This window comes from Streptomyces sp. NPDC008125 (assembly GCF_042957125.1).
Lineage (GTDB): Bacteria > Actinomycetota > Actinomycetes > Streptomycetales > Streptomycetaceae > Streptomyces.
Genome location: NZ_JBIBHR010000028.1, coordinates 18,590 through 36,080, shown reverse-complemented (window position 1 = coordinate 36,080; position 17,491 = coordinate 18,590). Strand labels below are relative to the sequence as shown.

General features: G+C 71.9%; 11 protein-coding genes. 10 read left to right on the top strand and 1 reads right to left on the bottom strand.

The window, feature by feature from the left end; all coding sequences use genetic code 11:
- Nucleotides 1-431 precede the first annotated feature (431 nt).
- Nucleotides 432-3,737, top strand: coding sequence for a right-handed parallel beta-helix repeat-containing protein (locus ACFZAX_RS32375; RefSeq protein WP_390966088.1), 3,306 nt, complete (start codon nt 432-434; stop codon nt 3,735-3,737).
- A gap of 89 nt (nt 3,738-3,826) precedes the next feature.
- Nucleotides 3,827-5,029 (top strand): S8 family serine peptidase, encoded by a 1,203-nt coding sequence (locus tag ACFZAX_RS32370; RefSeq protein WP_390966066.1) that lies wholly within the window; start codon nt 3,827-3,829, stop codon nt 5,027-5,029.
- A gap of 3 nt (nt 5,030-5,032) precedes the next feature.
- Here the strand turns inward: ACFZAX_RS32370 and eccCa are convergent, their stop codons facing one another.
- Nucleotides 5,033-9,010, bottom strand: a complete 3,978-nt coding sequence (eccCa, locus tag ACFZAX_RS32365) for a type VII secretion protein EccCa (RefSeq protein WP_390966064.1) — start codon at nt 9,008-9,010, stop codon at nt 5,033-5,035.
- 193 nt (nt 9,011-9,203) lie between these two features.
- Between eccCa and eccD the strand changes: the two genes are divergently transcribed.
- The 8 genes from eccD (at nt 9,204) to ACFZAX_RS32325 (ending at nt 17,491) form a co-directional block, all read left to right on the top strand.
- Complete coding sequence (gene eccD / locus ACFZAX_RS32360; protein WP_390966062.1) at nt 9,204-10,595, top strand: type VII secretion integral membrane protein EccD; 1,392 nt, start codon at nt 9,204-9,206, stop codon at nt 10,593-10,595.
- Nucleotides 10,596-10,605: 10 nt separating this feature from the next.
- The gene (gene eccB, locus ACFZAX_RS32355) at nt 10,606-12,075 is read left to right on the top strand and encodes a type VII secretion protein EccB (protein ID WP_390966060.1); all 1,470 of its coding nucleotides are present in this window, start codon (nt 10,606-10,608) and stop codon (nt 12,073-12,075) included.
- Nucleotides 12,076-12,262: 187 nt separating this feature from the next.
- Nucleotides 12,263-12,613: a hypothetical protein gene (locus ACFZAX_RS32350; protein WP_390966058.1), complete on the top strand. Its 351-nt coding sequence runs from the start codon at nt 12,263-12,265 to the stop codon at nt 12,611-12,613.
- Between the two features lie 61 nt (nt 12,614-12,674).
- Nucleotides 12,675-13,001, top strand: coding sequence for a WXG100 family type VII secretion target (locus tag ACFZAX_RS32345; RefSeq protein WP_390966056.1), 327 nt, complete (start codon nt 12,675-12,677; stop codon nt 12,999-13,001).
- Between the two features lie 67 nt (nt 13,002-13,068).
- Nucleotides 13,069-13,527, top strand: a complete 459-nt coding sequence (locus ACFZAX_RS32340) for a type VII secretion system-associated protein (protein WP_390966054.1) — start codon at nt 13,069-13,071, stop codon at nt 13,525-13,527.
- Between the two features lie 55 nt (nt 13,528-13,582).
- The gene (locus tag ACFZAX_RS32335) at nt 13,583-16,612 is read left to right on the top strand and encodes an AAWKG family protein (RefSeq protein ID WP_390966053.1); all 3,030 of its coding nucleotides are present in this window, start codon (nt 13,583-13,585) and stop codon (nt 16,610-16,612) included.
- A gap of 64 nt (nt 16,613-16,676) precedes the next feature.
- Nucleotides 16,677-17,171, top strand: a complete 495-nt coding sequence (locus ACFZAX_RS32330; RefSeq protein ID WP_390966051.1) for a YbaB/EbfC family DNA-binding protein — start codon at nt 16,677-16,679, stop codon at nt 17,169-17,171.
- Nucleotides 17,168-17,491: a WXG100 family type VII secretion target gene (locus ACFZAX_RS32325; RefSeq protein WP_390966049.1), complete on the top strand. Its 324-nt coding sequence runs from the start codon at nt 17,168-17,170 to the stop codon at nt 17,489-17,491. The genes ACFZAX_RS32330 and ACFZAX_RS32325 overlap by 4 nt, the downstream gene beginning before the upstream one ends.

Genomic DNA, 17,491 nt, shown 5'->3' with positions numbered 1-17,491 from the left:
CGGAGCACCGGGCGAACCGGCTCCTGCCGAGGGCGCCGCGCCGGTGATCCGGCCGTCGGCCTCGCCGCGACGTGGCAGCCGCTGCCGCGGGGCTCGGACGGGGAGCTTCTCCGAGGCGTACGGCAACACGGCCGGGGCGCCCCCGCGGCGGGCCCAGGACCGGCCGTGCTGACGACCCTCGTGCTGCTTCCGGCGGGCCAGGCGTGGCCGTCGTCTCCTCTGCGGCCGGCAGTGAGGTCCTCGCGCGGCTCTCCGCGTCCGCCACCCGGGAGCGGGGCCCGCACGGTTGGCCGGACCTGGACCACCATGGCGGTCGACCTGCGGCAACAGGCATGATGGGGACTCAAGTTCCGCACACCCCCTTACATGCCGCGTGTCCCCGTCGCCCCACCGGCCCCGGGGGCCGGGAGGTCAGATACGTGTCACGCCAGATGCTCACCGTCGCAGTGGACGGTTCGGGCGATTTCCGTACCGTCGCGGAGGCCGTCGCACGGGCCCGGAACGGAGCCGTCGTCAGCATCGGCCCCGGCCGCTACCAGGAGTCCCTCACCGTTGCCACCGCGATCACGCTGACCGCGTCCGAGGGTGCCGGAACGGTGGAACTGGCGCCCCGGCGCGGGACCGCGCTGACCCTCACCGGCGACGCCGTGATGGTGAGCGATCTGGTGCTGCGCGGCCACGACGACGAACTGCCGGTCATCGACTCACCGCGCGGGCAGATCGCGATGGACCGGTGCGAGGTGCACGGCTCGGCGTGGGCGGCGCTGTTCGCGCGGGGCAGCGGGTCCCTCGTCCTGCGCGAGTGCCGGGTCAGCAATCCGGCGGGCGCAGGTGTGGTCTCGACGTCCGGGAACGAGAGCTTCGTCGAGGACTGTGTCGTCGAGCATCTGGGCACCTCCGCGGTGGTGGCCGGCGAACACGGGCGGATCACCGTACGCGGCGGCAGGCTGCGCGACACCCGCGGCAACGGGGTGCTGACGAACGGCCAGGCGTACCTGCACCTGGAGGACTGCGAGATATCCGCGGCGGACAAGCCCGGGGTCGCCGTCGAGGAGGACAGCACGGTGCGCATGGTGCGCGGTTCGGTCCGGCAGGCGGTGGTCGGGGTGTACGTCAGCTCGACCGGGCAGACCGTGCTGGAGGAGGTGACGGTCACCGACACGACCGGGCACGGATTCGTGCTGGGCGCCGGCAGCTCCCCCGCTCTCACCGCCTGCCGTACGGAACGGACGGCGGGCCACGGGCTGTTCGTGACCGAACGCAGCCGGGGCACTTTCAAGGACTGCGTGTTCACCTCCGCGCGGGACGCGGGGATCCGCGTCAACGGGTTCTCCTCGCCGGTACTGACCGGGACCGTCGTGGCGGACGCGGAGGCCGTCGGAGTGCTGCTCGACGAGGACTCGGCGGGTGAGTTCGACCGCCTGGAGGTACGGGACGCGGGCGGGTCCGGCATCGTCGTCCGTACCGGTGCCAACCCGCTGCTGCGCCGCGCCACCGTCACCCGGCCGGGGTCGCACGGGGTGGAGGTCGCCAAGGACGGGCGAGGCCGGCTCGAGGAGTGCGTCGTCGAGGCGTCGGCCGGCTCGGCCGTGCACGTCTCGGGACACGGCAGCCTGTACGTCGGCGGCAGCACGCTGCGGGCGGCGGCCGAGTCGGGCGTGCACGTCGGGGCGCTCGGCACGGTCACCCTGCGCGACACCGTCGTCGAGGGCGCGTCCGGTGCGGGCGTCCGCATCGATCCGGAGGGCGAGCTGTCCGCCGCGCGGGTGCGGGTCACCGGCGCGGGTGAACACGGGGTGCTGGTCGCTGCGGGCGCGCGGGCGGCCCTGAAATCCTGTGAGGTGTCCGGCTCCGCCGCCGACGGCGTACGGGTCGAGGGGACCGACCCGGCCTCGCTGACCGGCTGCACGGTACGGGACAACCGGGGCAGCGGACTGCGCCAGGCGGTGCCCGGCGACCGGCTCGCCGTCGACGGCCTGACCAGTGCGGACAACGGCGCTCCGGATGCCTGGGGCAGCGCCGCGGGTGCCGAGGCGGCGGGCGACGGACGCCTCCCGGGAGGCGCGGTCCCGATGAAGTCGGAACCGGACAACGACACCGGCCCGGTGGCCGAGCTGGAGTCCCTGATCGGTCTCGCCGACGTGAAGCAACAGGTCCTGACGCTGATCAACCTGAACCGGCTGGCCCAGCGGCGCGCCAGCCTCGGCATGCCCGCCCCGCCGATGAGCCGCCATCTGGTGTTCGCGGGCCCGCCCGGAACCGGCAAGACGACGGTGGCCCGGCTGTACGGGTCGATCCTCGCGTCGCTCGGAGTGCTGCGCAGCGGGCACTTGGTGGAGGTCTCGCGGGCCGACCTGGTGGCCCAGATCGTCGGCGGCACCGCGATCAAGACCACCGAGACGTTCAACAAGGCGCTGGGCGGGGTGCTGTTCGTCGACGAGGCGTACACCCTGGTGTCCGACGGCGGTGGTTCGGGCGCGGACTTCGGCCGGGAGGCCATCGACACACTGGTGAAGCTGATGGAGGACCACCGGGAGGACGTGGTGGTCGTGGCGGCCGGCTACCCGGAGGAGATGACCGGTTTCCTCACCTCCAACCCCGGTCTGGCATCCCGGTTCACCCGCACCGTGGAGTTCACCGACTACACCTCGGACGAGTTGGTCACCATCGTCGAGCGGATGTGCTCGGGGCACCGCTACGAGCTCGAACCGGCGGCCAGGACCGCCTTGCACGGCCACTTCGACGCCCTTCCGCGCGACGCGTCGTTCGGCAACGGGCGCACCGCGCGCAAGGTGTTCGAGGAGATGGTGGACCGTCAGGCGTCCCGGCTGGCGGGCATGGCGGAGGTCAACGAACGCGATCTGGCGGTACTGACGGCGAAGGACGTCGGCGTGAGCGCGGCCGTGGACCCCAAGGCCGACGACGACCCGCTGCTGCGGCTGGACGCACTGGTGGGGCTCGCCGCGGTCAAGCGGGAGGTGGGCGACCTGGTCAATCTGCTGGCCACCGCACGCCGCCGCGCCGAGGCCGGGCTGCCCGCACCTCGCATCAGCAACCACCTGGTCTTCGCGGGCCCGCCCGGAACCGGCAAGACGACGGTGGCCCGGCTGTACGGGGAACTGCTGGCCTCACTCGGTGTGCTGCCGCGCGGCCAGCTGGTCGAGGTGTCGCGGGCCGATCTGGTGGGCCGGTGGGTCGGGCACACCGCGCAGCTCACGAAGGAGGTGTTCACGCGGGCGCTCGGCGGTGTGCTGTTCATCGACGAGGCGTACACCCTCACTCCCGCGGGGAGCGGCGGTTCGTCCGACTTCGGCCAGGAGGCCGTGGACACCCTCCTGAAGCTGATGGAGGACCACCGCGACGAGGTGGTGGTGATCGCGGCGGGCTACACCGAGGAGATGGCGCGCTTCCTGGGCTCCAACCCGGGTCTCGCGTCCCGTTTCCCCCGGCACGTCGAGTTCCCCGACTACTCCTCCGACGAGCTGGTCACGATCGTGCGCCAGCACGCCGTCGACAACGGCTACGAGTGCGCGCCCGGTGCCGCCACCGCGCTGCGCGCGCACTTCGACGGGCTGCCCAGGGGGCGCACGTTCGGCAACGCACGTCTCGCGCGGCAGACCCTGGAGGAGATGATGACGCGTCAGGCCGGGCGGCTGAGCGCAATCGCGGCGCCGAGCCTGGAGGATCTGCAGCTCCTGCTGCCGGAGGACCTGACCGGTCTGCCGCAGCCCTCCTGAGGCCGCCCGGCCGCCCCGCCGCGCAGTCCTCCCCGGACCTTCCGGATCCCCGTACATCCTGGACCTCACGGAACCGAGGAACGCCCCGCATGCTCCGCCGTACGACCGTTCTGCTGCTCTGCACCGCTCTCACCGCCCTGCCGGTCCGGCTCGCCTTCGCGGACGACGGCGACGGACAGGTGGTGCTGCCGGGGGTACCCGAGCGCCTGTCCTCCCAGCAGGCGTGCACGACCGCCGAGGGCCGTGCCACCTCCGACGCCCCCTGGACGCGCCAGGCGCTCGGCCTGGACCAGGTGTGGACCTTGTCGCAGGGGCGGGGCGTGACGGTCGCGATCGTCGGCACCGGGGTGAGCGACGGGCCCGCCGTGCTGGCCGGCCGGGTCGACGCGGTGGACGACGCGGACGAGGACTGCGTGGGACGGGGGACCTTCCAGGCGGGTCTCGTCGCGGGGGCGGCCACTCCCGGCCAGGGCTTTGCCGGGGTCGCCCCACAGGCGAGGATCCTGGCCGTACGGGGCACGGGCGTCCGTGGCGAACCCGATCCGGCCCGGCTGGCGGCCGGGGTGCGGGCGGCGGCGGAGCGCGGGGCCGGTGTGATCGTCGTGTCAGCGCCGCTGAACGGCGCGGACAAGGCGGTACGGGCGGCTCTGGCTGTGGCCGCGGCAAAGGACTCGCTGGTGGTGGCCCCGGCGGCGGCGGACAGTGTGCCGCTGTCCACCGGCACCGACGCGCCGGCCAAACCCGCTCCCGCCCCTCCGGAGAACGTCCTCGCCGTACTGGACACCGGCCCGCAGGGCACCCGTCCGGACGATGCCCCGCCCTACACGCGCGCCGACCTCACCGCGCCCGGTGACGCGCTCGTCGGCCCCGGCCCGGTGGGCGGCGGCATGTGGACGGGCTCCGGCGCGTCACTGGCGGCGGCGGTGACGGCGGGCGCGGCGGCGCTGGTGCGCTCCTACCACCCGGAGCTGGACGCGGCCCAGGTGCGGGAGAGGCTGGTGCGCACGGCGTACCCGGCGGACCTGCCCGCGCTGGACCCCTACGGCGCGGTGGCGGGCGCCCAGGCCCCGGCCGCGCGAGCGGCGGCCGGCCGCCCGGACCCGGTGCGGCCCGTACCGCCGCCGGACACCGCGGGCGCCACGAACACCGCGCTGCTGGTCACGGCGGGCGCCGCGGGGGTGGCGCTGCTCGTGGCGTTCCTCGCGGTGGTGATGCCGCGGGGGCGGGCCAGGGGCTGGCGGCCGGGCCGGCTGGGCACCGGGGACGCACGCGGGAGCGGCGGCAGCGCCTGACGGCTACTCCTCCCGTTCCTCCTTCGGCGGCGCCACCTCACGGGGAAGCGCGATCTGGACCAGCGCGGCCTTGCGGCGGGCGATCCGCAGCGCACGCCCCGGCGGCAGAATCCGCGGATTGACGCTGTCGAAGACGTAGCCCTCCGAGGGCGGGCAGGACAGCTGGAGGGCCGGGGAGTTGACCTCCTGGAGCTTGCGCATCAGGGGGTCCATGCGTGACGCGCCGGTCGACGCGCGGGCCACGACCAGGTGGAGGCCGACCTCGTAGCCGAGCGGAATGTGCGGCAGCAGCGGTTCGAAGGGGCCGCTGAAGCCGGTGCCGACCATCTCGTAGTCGTCGACGAGCACGAACACGCGCGGCCCGGTCCACCAGTCGGCCCGCCGCATCCGGGCCGGGGAGATGTCCTCGCCCGGGGCGCGGACGACCATCGCCCGGGTGACACCGTCGACGAGTTCGCGCAATGGGTCCGCCGCCACCGCGTGACCGAGCCGGTACTCCTCGGGGACCGCCTCGACGAGCTCGCGGCGGTAGTCGACCACCAGGATGCGCGCCTGCTCGGGGGTGTGGTTCGCGACGATCTGCTGGACGAGCAGCCTCAGCGCACTGGTCTTGCCGCTCTCCGTGTCACCGACCAGCATCAGGTGCGGGTTCTGGGCGAAGTCGTGCCAGACGGGGGCCAGTTCGGCTTCGTCCCGGCCGAACGGGACGCGCAGCGGCCGCTCCGGGTCCGCCGGCGGCAGGTCGGCGGTGGTGAGGTGGGCCGGCAGCATGCGGACGGGCGGGGCAGGCGGGGCGTCCCAGTTCTCCGCGACGGCCTCGACGAGGTCCGCGAGGGCGTCCGTGAGGTCCTCCGCGTCCTCGCCGCCGTCGATGCGCGGGAGTGCGGCGAGGAAGTGGAGCTTCTCGTTGCTCAGACCGCGTCCGGGCACGGCGGGCACGGTGCCGGCCTTGCGGATGTCGACGGCGGAGTCCATCGGGTCGCCCATCCGCAGCTCCAGGCGGGTGCCGACCTGGTCGCGGAGGGCGGCGGAGAGCTCCACCCAGCGGGAGGTGCTGACCATGAGGTGGACGCCGTAGTTGAGGCCCCGGGTGGCGATGCCGTTGAAGACCGCGATGTCGTCGAACATGTCGCTGCGGACCGTGGACCAGCCGTCCACGACGAGGAAGACGTCGCCCAGCGGCTCGTCGGGGTACTGTCCTTCGGCCCGCCGCCTGCGGTAGGTGGCCATGGAGTCGATGCCCTGCTCCTGGAAGAACAGCTCCCGCCGGTTGAGCAGCGAGGTGACCTCGGCGAGGGTGCGGGAGATCCGTTCCCGGTCGAGACGGCCGGCGACCCCGCCGACGTGCGGCAGTCCGGACAGGCCGAGCAGCGCGCCGCCCCCGAAGTCCAGGCAGTAGAACTGCACTTCGCGGGGGGTGTGGGTGAGGGCGAGCGCGGCGATGAGGGTCCGCAGCACGGTGGACTTGCCGCTCTGCGGGCCTCCTGCGACGGCGAGGTGTCCGCCCGCGCCGGAGAAGTCGGCGATGAGCAGGTCGCGCACCTGGTCGAAGGGCTTGTCGACGATGCCGACGGGAACGCGCAGCTTGCCCCGGTCGGCCCAACCCGTCGTGGTGAGGCCGAAGTCGGGGTCCGGGACCAGGGGTGGCAGCAGTGCGTCGAGGGCGGGCGGGGCGCCCAGCGGAGGCAGCCACACCTGGCGGGCGGGCGGCCCGCTGTCGCGCAGCCGGCCGAGGGCGAGCGCGAGGAGGGACTCGCCCGGGCCGGGCTCCTCGGTCACCGGTTCGGGGGCGGCGGGCAGGGTGCGCGGCACCACCCAGTCGGTGCCCCACGGCACGACCTGGCGGGCTATCTGCGCCTGTTGGGCGGCACCGCGCCTGCTCGTGTACGCCCCGGAGACGTACGCGGCCCGGAACCGGGTCAGCGCTTCCACGCCGCTCTTCAGGTAGCCGCTGCCGGGGGTGGGCGGCAGGTGGTAGGCGTCGGGGACACCGAGCACGCCGCGGCTCTCGATCGCCGAGAAGGTACGCAGCCCGATGCGGTAGGAGAGGTGGGACTCCAACTGGTGCATGCGGCCCTCCTCCAGCCGTTGCGAGGCCAGCAGGAGGTGGACGCCGAGCGAGCGCCCGAGGCGGCCGATCATCACGAAGAGTTCCATGAAGTCACGGTGTGCGGAGAGGAGCTCGGAGAACTCGTCGACGACAATGAAGAGGGAGGGCAGCGGTGCCAGCGGAGTACCGGAGGCGCGGGCCTTCTCGTACTCCAGCACGGAGGAGTAGTTCCCCGCCCGGCGGAGGAGTTCCTGGCGCCTCATCAGTTCGCCGTGCAGGGCGTCCTGCATGCGCCCGACGAGGGGGAGTTCCTCCGCCAGGTTCGTGATGACGGCCGAGGTGTGCGGCAGTTCGTCCATTCCGAGGAAGGTGGCGCCGCCCTTGAAGTCGACGAGCACGAAGTTGAGGGTCTCGGACGAGTGGGTGAGCGCCAGGCCCAGCACCAGGGTGCGCAGCAGTTCGCTCTTGCCGGAGCCGGTGGCGCCGATGAGCATGCCGTGCGGGCCCATGCCGCCCTGGGCGGACTCCTTGATGTCGAGTTCGACGGGCAGTCCGTCCTCGCCGACGGCTATCGGTACCCGCAGCCGGCCACGGCTCTCCAGCGGACGGCTGTCCCACAGCTTGGCGGGGTCGTGGCGGCGCAGGTCCGCGATGCCGAGCAGAGAGGTGAGTTCGGTGTCGGAGACGAACGGCTCGGCCGAGACCGCACCACCGCCGAGGCGGTACGGGGCGAGCCGGGCGGCCAGCGTACGGGCGGCGAGCGGACCGAGCGTGTCGGGTTCACCCAGCAGGGTGGACTGCTCCTTGCGTTCGCGGTCGGTGCGCACCAGATGGAGTCCGTCGTCGTCGATGCGCAGCCGCAGGGTGCCGCGGGCGGGCTTCCAGGCCAGCGTCTGCGACAGGTCGACGACGACGGCGTTGCGGTACCCGGCTCCTTCGAGGCGGTGGCCGCCCGGCACGGTGCCGCCGTCCACGACGACGACGGTGAAGGGCTCGTCGCGGCCGGGCGCGGTCTCCGGGTCGAAGGGCGGGCGTTCGGTGAAGTCCGCACCGAGCAGCTCGTCCAGCTCCACGAGCCCCGCCGCGACGGTACGGGCCTGGCCCGCGCCGTCGCGCTGGTAGGCGTGCTGGGCGTGCGGCAGCCATTTCACCCACTCCCAGTCGGCGCGCCGCGCGTCGGAGACGCAGAGCGCGACGGTGAGTTCCTCGGGGGCGTGGAAGGCCGCGAGCTGGGCGATCAGGGCGCGGGCGAGGGAACGGGCCCGCTCGTCGTCGCCGTGCACGAGAATCCGCGACCAGGCGCGCAGGTAGAGGGCGATGGGCTGGCCCGGCACGGTTCCGTACGCGCGGATGAAGCTGCGCAGGGCGTGGGCGGTGAGCGGTTCCAGGTCTTCGACGGGCTTGGTGGCCAGCGGGGCGAGCCGGGTGCCGAGCTTCTGCTCGCCGACGGCGACACGTACCTCTGCGAAGTCCTCGTCGGCGGGGCGGCGTTCCCACTGCCGGCTGGTGCCGGTCAGCGCCCACAGTCCGGCCGGGTCCGGGTGACGCCAGGCCAGGGCCTTTTGCTGATCCGCCACCGCGCGGCGGATCCTGCGCCGGGTCTGGGCCAGGTACCGCAGGTAGTCCCGTCGCTCTCCTTTGAGCTTGCGCTTGCGTTCGCCCGCGCTGCGCATCAGCTGTCCGACGATCATCGCGACGGACGAGAGCAGCATCAGCCCGATGGCCAGGTAGCTGAAGGTGGTGGCCTGGCCGGGTCTGATGAACATCATCATCATGGCGATCGACGTCAGGCCCATGGGGAGGTACATCCACATGGCCGAGGTGTTCGGCTCCGCCTCCGGGAGGGCGGGCGGTTCCTGGAGGCTGATCTCGCCGTCCGGCATGTCGGGGCCCCGCCTGCGGGCGGGACGACGGAACAGAACGGTGCTCACGCGGAATTACTCCTCGGGCTCGTCGCCTCTGAGGCGGTGGGGAGGCGGGGGTCCAGACGGTTCGGCACAAAGGGCGCGAATGCGCCGCTCGGGACGGTCTCACCAGTGGCAGACGGCCTGACCCAAGATCAAAGGTAGTGTGCGGTCATCAACTTTGGTATCCCCGCCCCTCGGAGAGGTGTGGCCCCGCCGCATGACAGACATATCCGCCCCCGGCCTGTGCCGGATCACGGTGAGAACCCGGGAACGGGTCATCGATCTGGCGGTTCCCGCCGACGTGCCCGTGTCCGACCTGCTGCCCATCCTCCTCGACCACGCGGGCCACGACCTCGCGGAGAAGGGGATCGAACACGGCGGCTGGGTGCTGCAACGCCTGGGCGAGGAGCCCCTGGACGTCGAGCGCACCCCGGAGAGCCTGGCGCTGCGGGACGGCGAGACGCTGTTCCTCCGCCCTCGCGCCGAGGCGCTGCCGCCAGTCCACTTCGACGACCTGGTGGACGGGGTCGCCGAGACGATGCGCGACCGCCCGCACGGCTGGGAGGCCCGGACCAGCCGGTGGCTGCTGCGCGGCACAGCGGTGGTGCTCCTCGCGGCGGGGCTGCTGGTGCTGGCGCTGCCGGGCGGCTCCGCACCGCTGCGGGCCGCGGTCGCGGCCGGCACCGGACTGCTGGTGCTTTTCGGCGCCGCCACGGCGAGCCGGGCGGTGGGCGACTCCGCGGCGGGCGCCGCACTCGGCGTCCTGGTCGCGCCGTATCTGGGGCTGGCCGGTGCGCTGCTGCCCAGTGGTGACGCGGACGCGCACCTGACGGGGGCGCGGCTGCTCGCCGGTTCGGCGGCGGCAGCGGGCGGGGCGGTGCTGGCGGTGGCCGCCGTCGCGGCCTTCGTGCCACTGCTGCTGAGCGCGGCGGCGGTCGCGCTCGCGGGTGCCCTGTGGGGTGCGCTGATACTGGTCACCGACTGGCCGGCCGCGCACGCGGCGAGCGTCCTCGCGGTCCTGGCGGTCGTCTTCGGCGGCCTCGTCCCGGGCATCGCGTTCCGGCTGTCCGGGCTGCGGCTGCCCGCCCTGCCGACCAACGCGGAGCAGCTCCAGGAAGGGATCGAACCGCACCCCAGCCAGATCGTGGTGAGCCGCACCGCGCTCGCCGAGGAATGGATGACCGCCCTGTACGCGGGGACCGGCCTGGTCTGCGCGGTGGTCCTGACCGCCCTCGTCATGATCCGCCCGGACACCGCCGCCGTGGTCACCGCCGCAGTCCTGTGCCTGCTCCTGCTCCTGCACGCGCGCGGCATCGGCAACGTGTGGCAGCGGCCCGCGGTCATGCTTCCGGGACTGTACGGCCTGGTCCTGATGGCGGTGCGGGCCGCCGGTTCGCTGGACGCCGGGCAGCGCCCGTTCCTGATCGCGGCGCTCGTCGCGGTCGCCGTGTCGGCGGCCATCGCCTCGTGGTCGGTGCCCGGCCGCCGGATGCTGCCCTACTGGGGCCGGGCGGCCGACGTCCTGCACACCCTGCTCGCCGTCGCCCTGATCCCGCTGTCCCTGTGGGTGTTGGGCGTGTACACGGCCCTGCGCACCGCCAACGGCTGAGGGGGACGACATGCAGTCCAGGAAGGACCAGGTCCAGGCCCACCTCTTCGTCATGGGGCGGCTGACCAGCGGCATGCTGCGGAGCGACCCGGACTCCCCGGAGTCCCCGGTGGGCCGCACGAACCGGGGCATGGCCTGGGGAATCGGCCTCGGAGTCGTCCTCACCGTCGGGTTCCTGCTCTTCGGCATGATCTCGCCCGCGGGTTCCAAGACCTGGCAGCAGGACTCGAACCTGATCGTGCAGAAGGACACCGGTACCCGCTTCCTGTATCTCGACAAGACGCTGCGCCCGGTGCGCAACTGGGCTTCGGCGAAGCTGATCGCGGCCGACGACCTCAAGGTGGTCTCCGTGTCCGGGGCGTCCCTGGCGGGCGAGCGGCACGGCACCCCGGTCGGCATCCCCGGCGCCCCCGACGCGCTGCCCGGCCCCGGAGACCTGGAGCAGGGGGCGTGGCAGGTCTGCGCGGAGGAACCGGACCGCACGGGCGCCGACCGCACCGGACGGCGCTCCGTCACGTCGCTCCGCGTGGGCATCCCCGCCGACGGGGTCTCCCCCGGAGACGACCGCGCCGTCCTCGTCCAGGGCCCGGACGGAGCCACGCACCTCCTGTGGGGCGATCACCGGCTGCGGCTCGGCAAGCACGGTGCGGCCGAGGCGCTGGGCTACTCCGGGGTGACGCCGGTGCCCGTCTCCGCGGCCTTCCTCGACAGCGTGCCGGCCGGACCCGATCTGACCGCGCCGGAGGTGGACGGCCGGGGCGCGGCCGGCCCCCGGATCGACGGCCTCGTCGGGCGGACGGGCCAGGTGTACGCACTGGCGTCGCCGGGCGCCACCACCCAGCACTTCCTTCTGGAGAAGGGCGGCCTGCGCCCGCTGAGCACTCCCGGGGCAGCCCTCGTACTGGGGGACGACCGGACGGCGAAGCTGGCCTACAAGGGGTCGGTCCCGGTCGCGCTCCCGCTCACCGCGGACCAGCTGGCCCAGCACCGGGCGCCGGCCGGCGAGGCGACCGGAGACCCGGCGGGCTGGCCGTCCCGTACGCCCGTCGTACGGGACCCGGGTCCCGGCACGTCGGTCTGCGCCCGGATCCAGCCGGAGGGGTCCGCGCCCCGGGTGGCCCTGGCGCTCGTGCCGACGGCGGCACGGGCGGCTCCGGTCGCCTCCGGCCCCGAGATCCGGCGGGCGTGCCTGGCCGTGGACGGTCTGGAGGTACGGCCCGGGGGCGGTGCGCTCGTGCAGGCGCTGGGCGCGGGGGGCTCCGTCATCGGCACGACGACGTATCTGGTCACCGATGTGGGCATCAAGTACCGGCTGCCGGACGCGGAGTCGGTGGAGCGGCTGGGCCTCAAGGGCGGGCACGCGCAGGCGGTGCCGTCCCGGCTGCTGGACATGCTGCCGACGGGGCCGGTGCTCGACGCGGCGGTGGCCGACGGTGAGCGAGCGGCTTCCGCCGTCCCGTCGGAGAAGTCCTGCGGGTGAAAGCCGGTCGATGGGCGGCGTCCACTTCGGGCCAGGCCGTCAGATCCAGTCACCCTCGGGGCCGTCAAGAGCCTTCCCGGTTGGGCAATGATCAATTTCAGCTCAGATCTCGCCTCAGACCATTGCTTGCGCCACACCGCCATCCCTAGCATCGACAGACGCTCACGTTCTGGAAAGGACACCTGACATGTCGAACCCCCCCGCCCCTCCCGGCAACCTCCAGACGTCGTCCCAGTCCGAGAACCAGAAGGGCTACAACGCCCTCAGCAAGGGGCAGAGCGGTATCAAGCAGGCCCAGGAGGAGGTGCGCACGACCATGAGCGCCCTCACGTCCGCGTACGGGGGCCAGGACGGCGGGGCGTACCAGCGGCTGCTCGCGGACTGGAGCGGCCAGGTCGACGTCATCACCAGAAACATCAACCAGATGATGGAACAGCTCCAGGAGACCGGCGTGCTCCAGCAGCAACTTCAGGGGCAGACCACGGAGACCATCCTGACCAGCAACCGGTCGAACGACGTCTTCGGCCAGCTGACCTGATCACCCGTCCGACGCCCTCCGCTTCACGTCCCAGCCCCTTCCCCCTCTCCAGGAGTTCGCCATGACCACCCCGAACGATCCCTCCGGCATCATCCACGTCGAGTACGGCGGGGTGGACAAGGCCGTCGAGGACATGCGCCTGCAGACCAACCGCATCCAGTCCCTGGTGCAGACCCTCAACGAGGAGCTGGCCGGGCTGCACGGCGCCTGGCAGGGTGCGGACGCGGCGACGTATGCCGCTCTGCAGAACCAGTGGAACCAGGCCACCACACAGCTGGGTCAGGTCCTGACGAAGCACAGCGCCACACTGAGCGACATCTCGGACCAGTACCGCAGGCACGAGAACCGCAGCGCCTCGGAGTGGGGGAACATCCGCGTCGGCGGGTGAACCACCGCCTGCCCGGACCGCTGCCTTCCGCCAGACGACCCGCCACCCCCGACGATTGTGAGCAGCCATGGCGGCCGACCCGGCCAATCTGTCGCACCTGGACACGGACTCCCTCCAGAAATTCATCGACACCGACGTGCAGGAGTTCATCGACCTGCTGACCGCGCTGGAGAAGGATGCCGAGAAGGGTGGGATCTCCTCGTTGAAGTTCCTCAGCGCCCAGATGGCCTCTCCCGAAGTGGGCCTCAGCAGCCATGTGCTCAAGCTCGGCAAGCTGGTCGGGAAGGACGCGACCCCGCTGAGCGCGAATCCGCTGGTGGAGTACCTCACGGGCGCGGCAGGGTCCCAGGCGGACGTCATCAGCGCCCAGCTCAAGCTCTTCAACGACATCCAGAAGAACATGAGGACGGTGCTGGAGACGATGAAGAAGAACCAGGCGGGCAGCCTGGAGGACATCAAGAGCCAGGAGTTCCTGAACGACCTGGGCGATGTCGACGGGGACCTCGCCCCGACCCAGAAGACCTGACCCTCACCTTTCGTCTCCACTCGTCTCCGCTCGTCGCACAAGGAGAGTCCTGCCCGTGGCAGTTGATTCACGCTGGGAATCCGTCGTCAAGCAGCTCACCGGTTTCGACGGCGGCACCAGGGCCAACGTCGCGGCCGTGGGCGGTGCCGACGCGAAGACGGGAACCGGCAGCGAGTGGATGCGGGTCACGGTCGAGAAGGTCACCAAGGCGGGCGTGTCCGACGACCGCAACACCACGGACGAGGTGCAGGCGGGCGAGACGCCCGAACGGGTCATCCAGTTCTACGGCCCCTCCGACGGGCAGTCCAGCACCTACCTCGACGTCTACAAGGCGACCATCTCACTGCCCTGGAGTTCGTCGAGCGGCGCCGACTGGAGCAACACCGGGAACGCCGGGGCCTACGACTGGGGCTACGGAAAGGCGCTGGAGGCGCTGCGGGACACCTTCACCACGGACGGTTTCGGCGGTGGTTACGAGCACACCCCGGCGGTCGTCACGGCCGACGCGGTCAATCTCAAGGAATTCAGCCCCATCGCCGAGGCGTTCAACAGGGTCGTCGACTACTTCTCCGCCAAATCCGTCGACCTCGAAAGATGGGTGAAGGAGCTCGACGGCGAGTTCTCGTCCTATCAGGGCAGCGGCGCCGACGTGTTCCGCGATCTGATCGACGCGGTGGGCATCGGCTACAAGGACTTCCTCACCCTGATCGCCCCGAAGACCGGCGCGGTCCAGCCGGGCGGCGGCAGGGAGTTCAAGAGCAACAAGGACTACACCTCCCGCTCCGTGGTCGGTGACAAGCTCGTCGACGCCGAACTGGCCATCTGGACGGCGGCCGACCAGCTCGCCACGGCCTGGAACGGCTGGCAGAACAACTCGGACCCGGGCGTGCAGACCGCGGTCGACCAGGCGTACACCGGTCTCAGGGCCCGACCGGCGAACGTGTGGCTCGGCACGTCCCACCTGGACGCGCTGCTCGACGATCTGGCGTTGTGGCTGAACGAGAACAACATCATGAAGATGCGCCAGAACTTCGGCTACAACCGCCCAGGTGACGGATTCCTGCACATCCACCCGGTCTACGGCAACCTCACCGTCGAGAGCGACTGGAAGAACCTCGCCACGCGGGCCTGCACGAACTGGCTCGCCACCCTCGCTCCTCTCGATCTGGCAGCGAACAAGGCCATGCTGGAACTCAACCAGGCCATGGTCGGGATGAACTCGGATTCGTCCTTCCCGTTCAAGGCCGGTACGGGCAGCCTCACGCAGGCGAACGCGGGCGACGAGGCGGCGCTCGCCAAGGAGGAGGCGGAGAAGGAGAAGGAAGCGGCGGAGAAGGAGGCGGAGCAGCAGAAGGAGGACGCCCAGAACGAGATGGACAAGCTCAACCAGGACGCGGACGGCAACGGCGGAGCCGGCGACGTCGACCTCCCCCCGCAGATCGGGGAGAACGACACCGGTGGTGAGTTCGGCGGCGGTGGGGCGGGCAGCGACCTCGGCCTGGACGGCCAGAACACCGGCAGCGGCATCGTCCCCCCGCCCACGATCGGCCTGAACGGTACGGGCGATGGCAGCGGCCTGGGCGGCACGACCCTCCCGATCACCAACCCCGACGGCTCCACCAGCCTCGTGAACCCGGACGGTTCGACCACCACCACCTACCCCGACGGCCACAAGGAGATCACGCCCGCGGGCGTCGTCCCGCCTGTCCTGTCCCCCAACATCACGGGCGGCAACAGCGGCAGCTATCCCGTCAAGACGGTCAAGGGCCCCGACGGCAGCACCACTTCGTACAACGCCGACGGTTCACGCACCACCACGCACAAGGACGGCACGACCACCACCGTCAACCCCGACGGCACCTCCGTCACGAACAATCCCGACGGCTCGAAGACGGTCCTGAACAAGGACGGCAGCGAGACCATCACCTACCAGGACGGCACGAAGGCCACGATCGGCCCGGACGGTACGACGGTCACGCAGTATCCGGACGGCACCTCGACGAAGCTCGCCCCGAACGGCACGCTCACCAGCACCGACGCCCAGGGCCACAGCACCACCAGCCATCCGCTGCCCGGTTCGACCGTGCACAACGCGGACGGTTCGTCCACGGCGTACGGCGAGGACGGCACGACCACCACCACGCACGAGGACGGCACGAAGACCTCCGTCTCGGCGAACGGCACCGTGACCACGATCGACCCCGACGGCACCAAGACCGTCTCGCACCTGGGCAAGGGCACCTCCACCGTCCAGTACGCCGACGGCTCGGTGTCCCAGGTGGGCAAGGACGGCACGGTGTCCACCACGTACAAGGACGGCAGCACCACCAAGCTGGGCCCCGACGGTACGTACACCACCACCGACGCCGACGGCCACAAGCAGACCGAGCACCTCGACACCACCGGCAGCAGTGGTTCGCAGACGCGGACGACGCACAACGCGGACGGCTCGTCCACGACGACCTACCCGGACGGCACCGTCGACAAGACGCTCAAGGACGGCGGCCACCAGATCAGTTACCCGGACGGGCGCACGGTCACCACCGACGCGTACGGACGGACGACCGGCACGACGGGCGGTACCTCCGGGCTCGGAACGAACAAGACCGGTGGCGGTCTCAGCGACTTCGACTACTACGACTACCCGGACGACGGAAGCGACGACTCCCCCCTGGGCGGGGGCGGTTACGGTGACACCGGCGCCGGCGGGTCCGGCAGCCTCCCGCTGAACCCGCTCGGCAATCAGGGACTCATGCCCGGAGGCGGCACGGGCGCCTCGGCGGGCGCCGCCGGAACCGGACCGGCCGCGGAACGTGGCCGGGCGATAGCCACCGGAGAGGCATCCGCGGCGCGGAACGCCAAGTCCGCCCAGCTCGCGGCGGAGGAGGCCGCGGCGGCGAGCCGGCGGCCCAGCACCACCTCGTCCGGCAGCACCCCGATGATGCCGCCGATGGGCGGTGGCATGGGCGGCGGTGCGGGCGGCAACACCCAGAGCGACGAACGCGAGCGGTCCACCTGGGTGAGTGAGGACGAGGAAACCTGGGGCACGGACGAGGGCGGCGTGGCGGCGGTGATCGGGCGGTGACAGCCGCTACCAGCCGGAGGAAGGGACCGAGTGTCATGAGCGGGATGAAGGGCGCGGAACGCGGATGAGCAACCCGATGGAAGAGCACCTGGCCGAGGCGCTGGCCGAGTTCGAGGTGGCCAGGACCAAGCTGACCGAGGCCGGGGCCGCCGCCGCCCGGATCTCCGCGACCGTCATGGCGAAGGACCGCTCCGTGGAGGCCACGGTCGGGCCGCAGGGCGAGTTGACGAACCTGCGTTTCCCCACCGCGAGGTACCGGACCATGCCTCCGGCCCAGCTCGCCGGCGTGCTGATGGCCACCATCGGATCGGCCCGCGCCCAGGCGGCCGAGCAACTCGCGGACGTGTACCGGCCGTTCGGCCCCATACCCGGCCTGTCACCGACCGGCGAGGGTGGCTTCCAGGAGCTGGACTGGGACGCCCTGTTCGCCCCGCTCCGCGAGGAAGGGCTGCCGGTACCCCCGTCGAAGGCGCCGGCCTCGTCGTCCGGTGGCGCGCTGCTCGACGAGATCGTCGAAGAGGACGACGCGGCCGGCCCGGACAGGGGAGCCCAGCGATGAGCGGGCTCGACGTCGACACGGACGGACTCGACCAGAGCGGCGAGAACCTGGACCAGGTGGCCGACCACATCAAGCTGATCCGCGACGACTACCTGGACAAGATCACCTCGTACCACGGGTGTTGGGGCACGGACAAGTTCGGCATGACCTTCGCGGAGAAGTACCTGCCCGCGGTCGAGGACGCCAAGACGGGCATCACCGCGCTGAGCGACGCGCTGGTCGGCAGCGGGCAGAGCCTGCGCGACGCCTCGACGGACTTCGGCAACCTCCAGACCGACATCACCGACTCGCTCGGCCAGCACAAGACCGGGAAGAGCTGA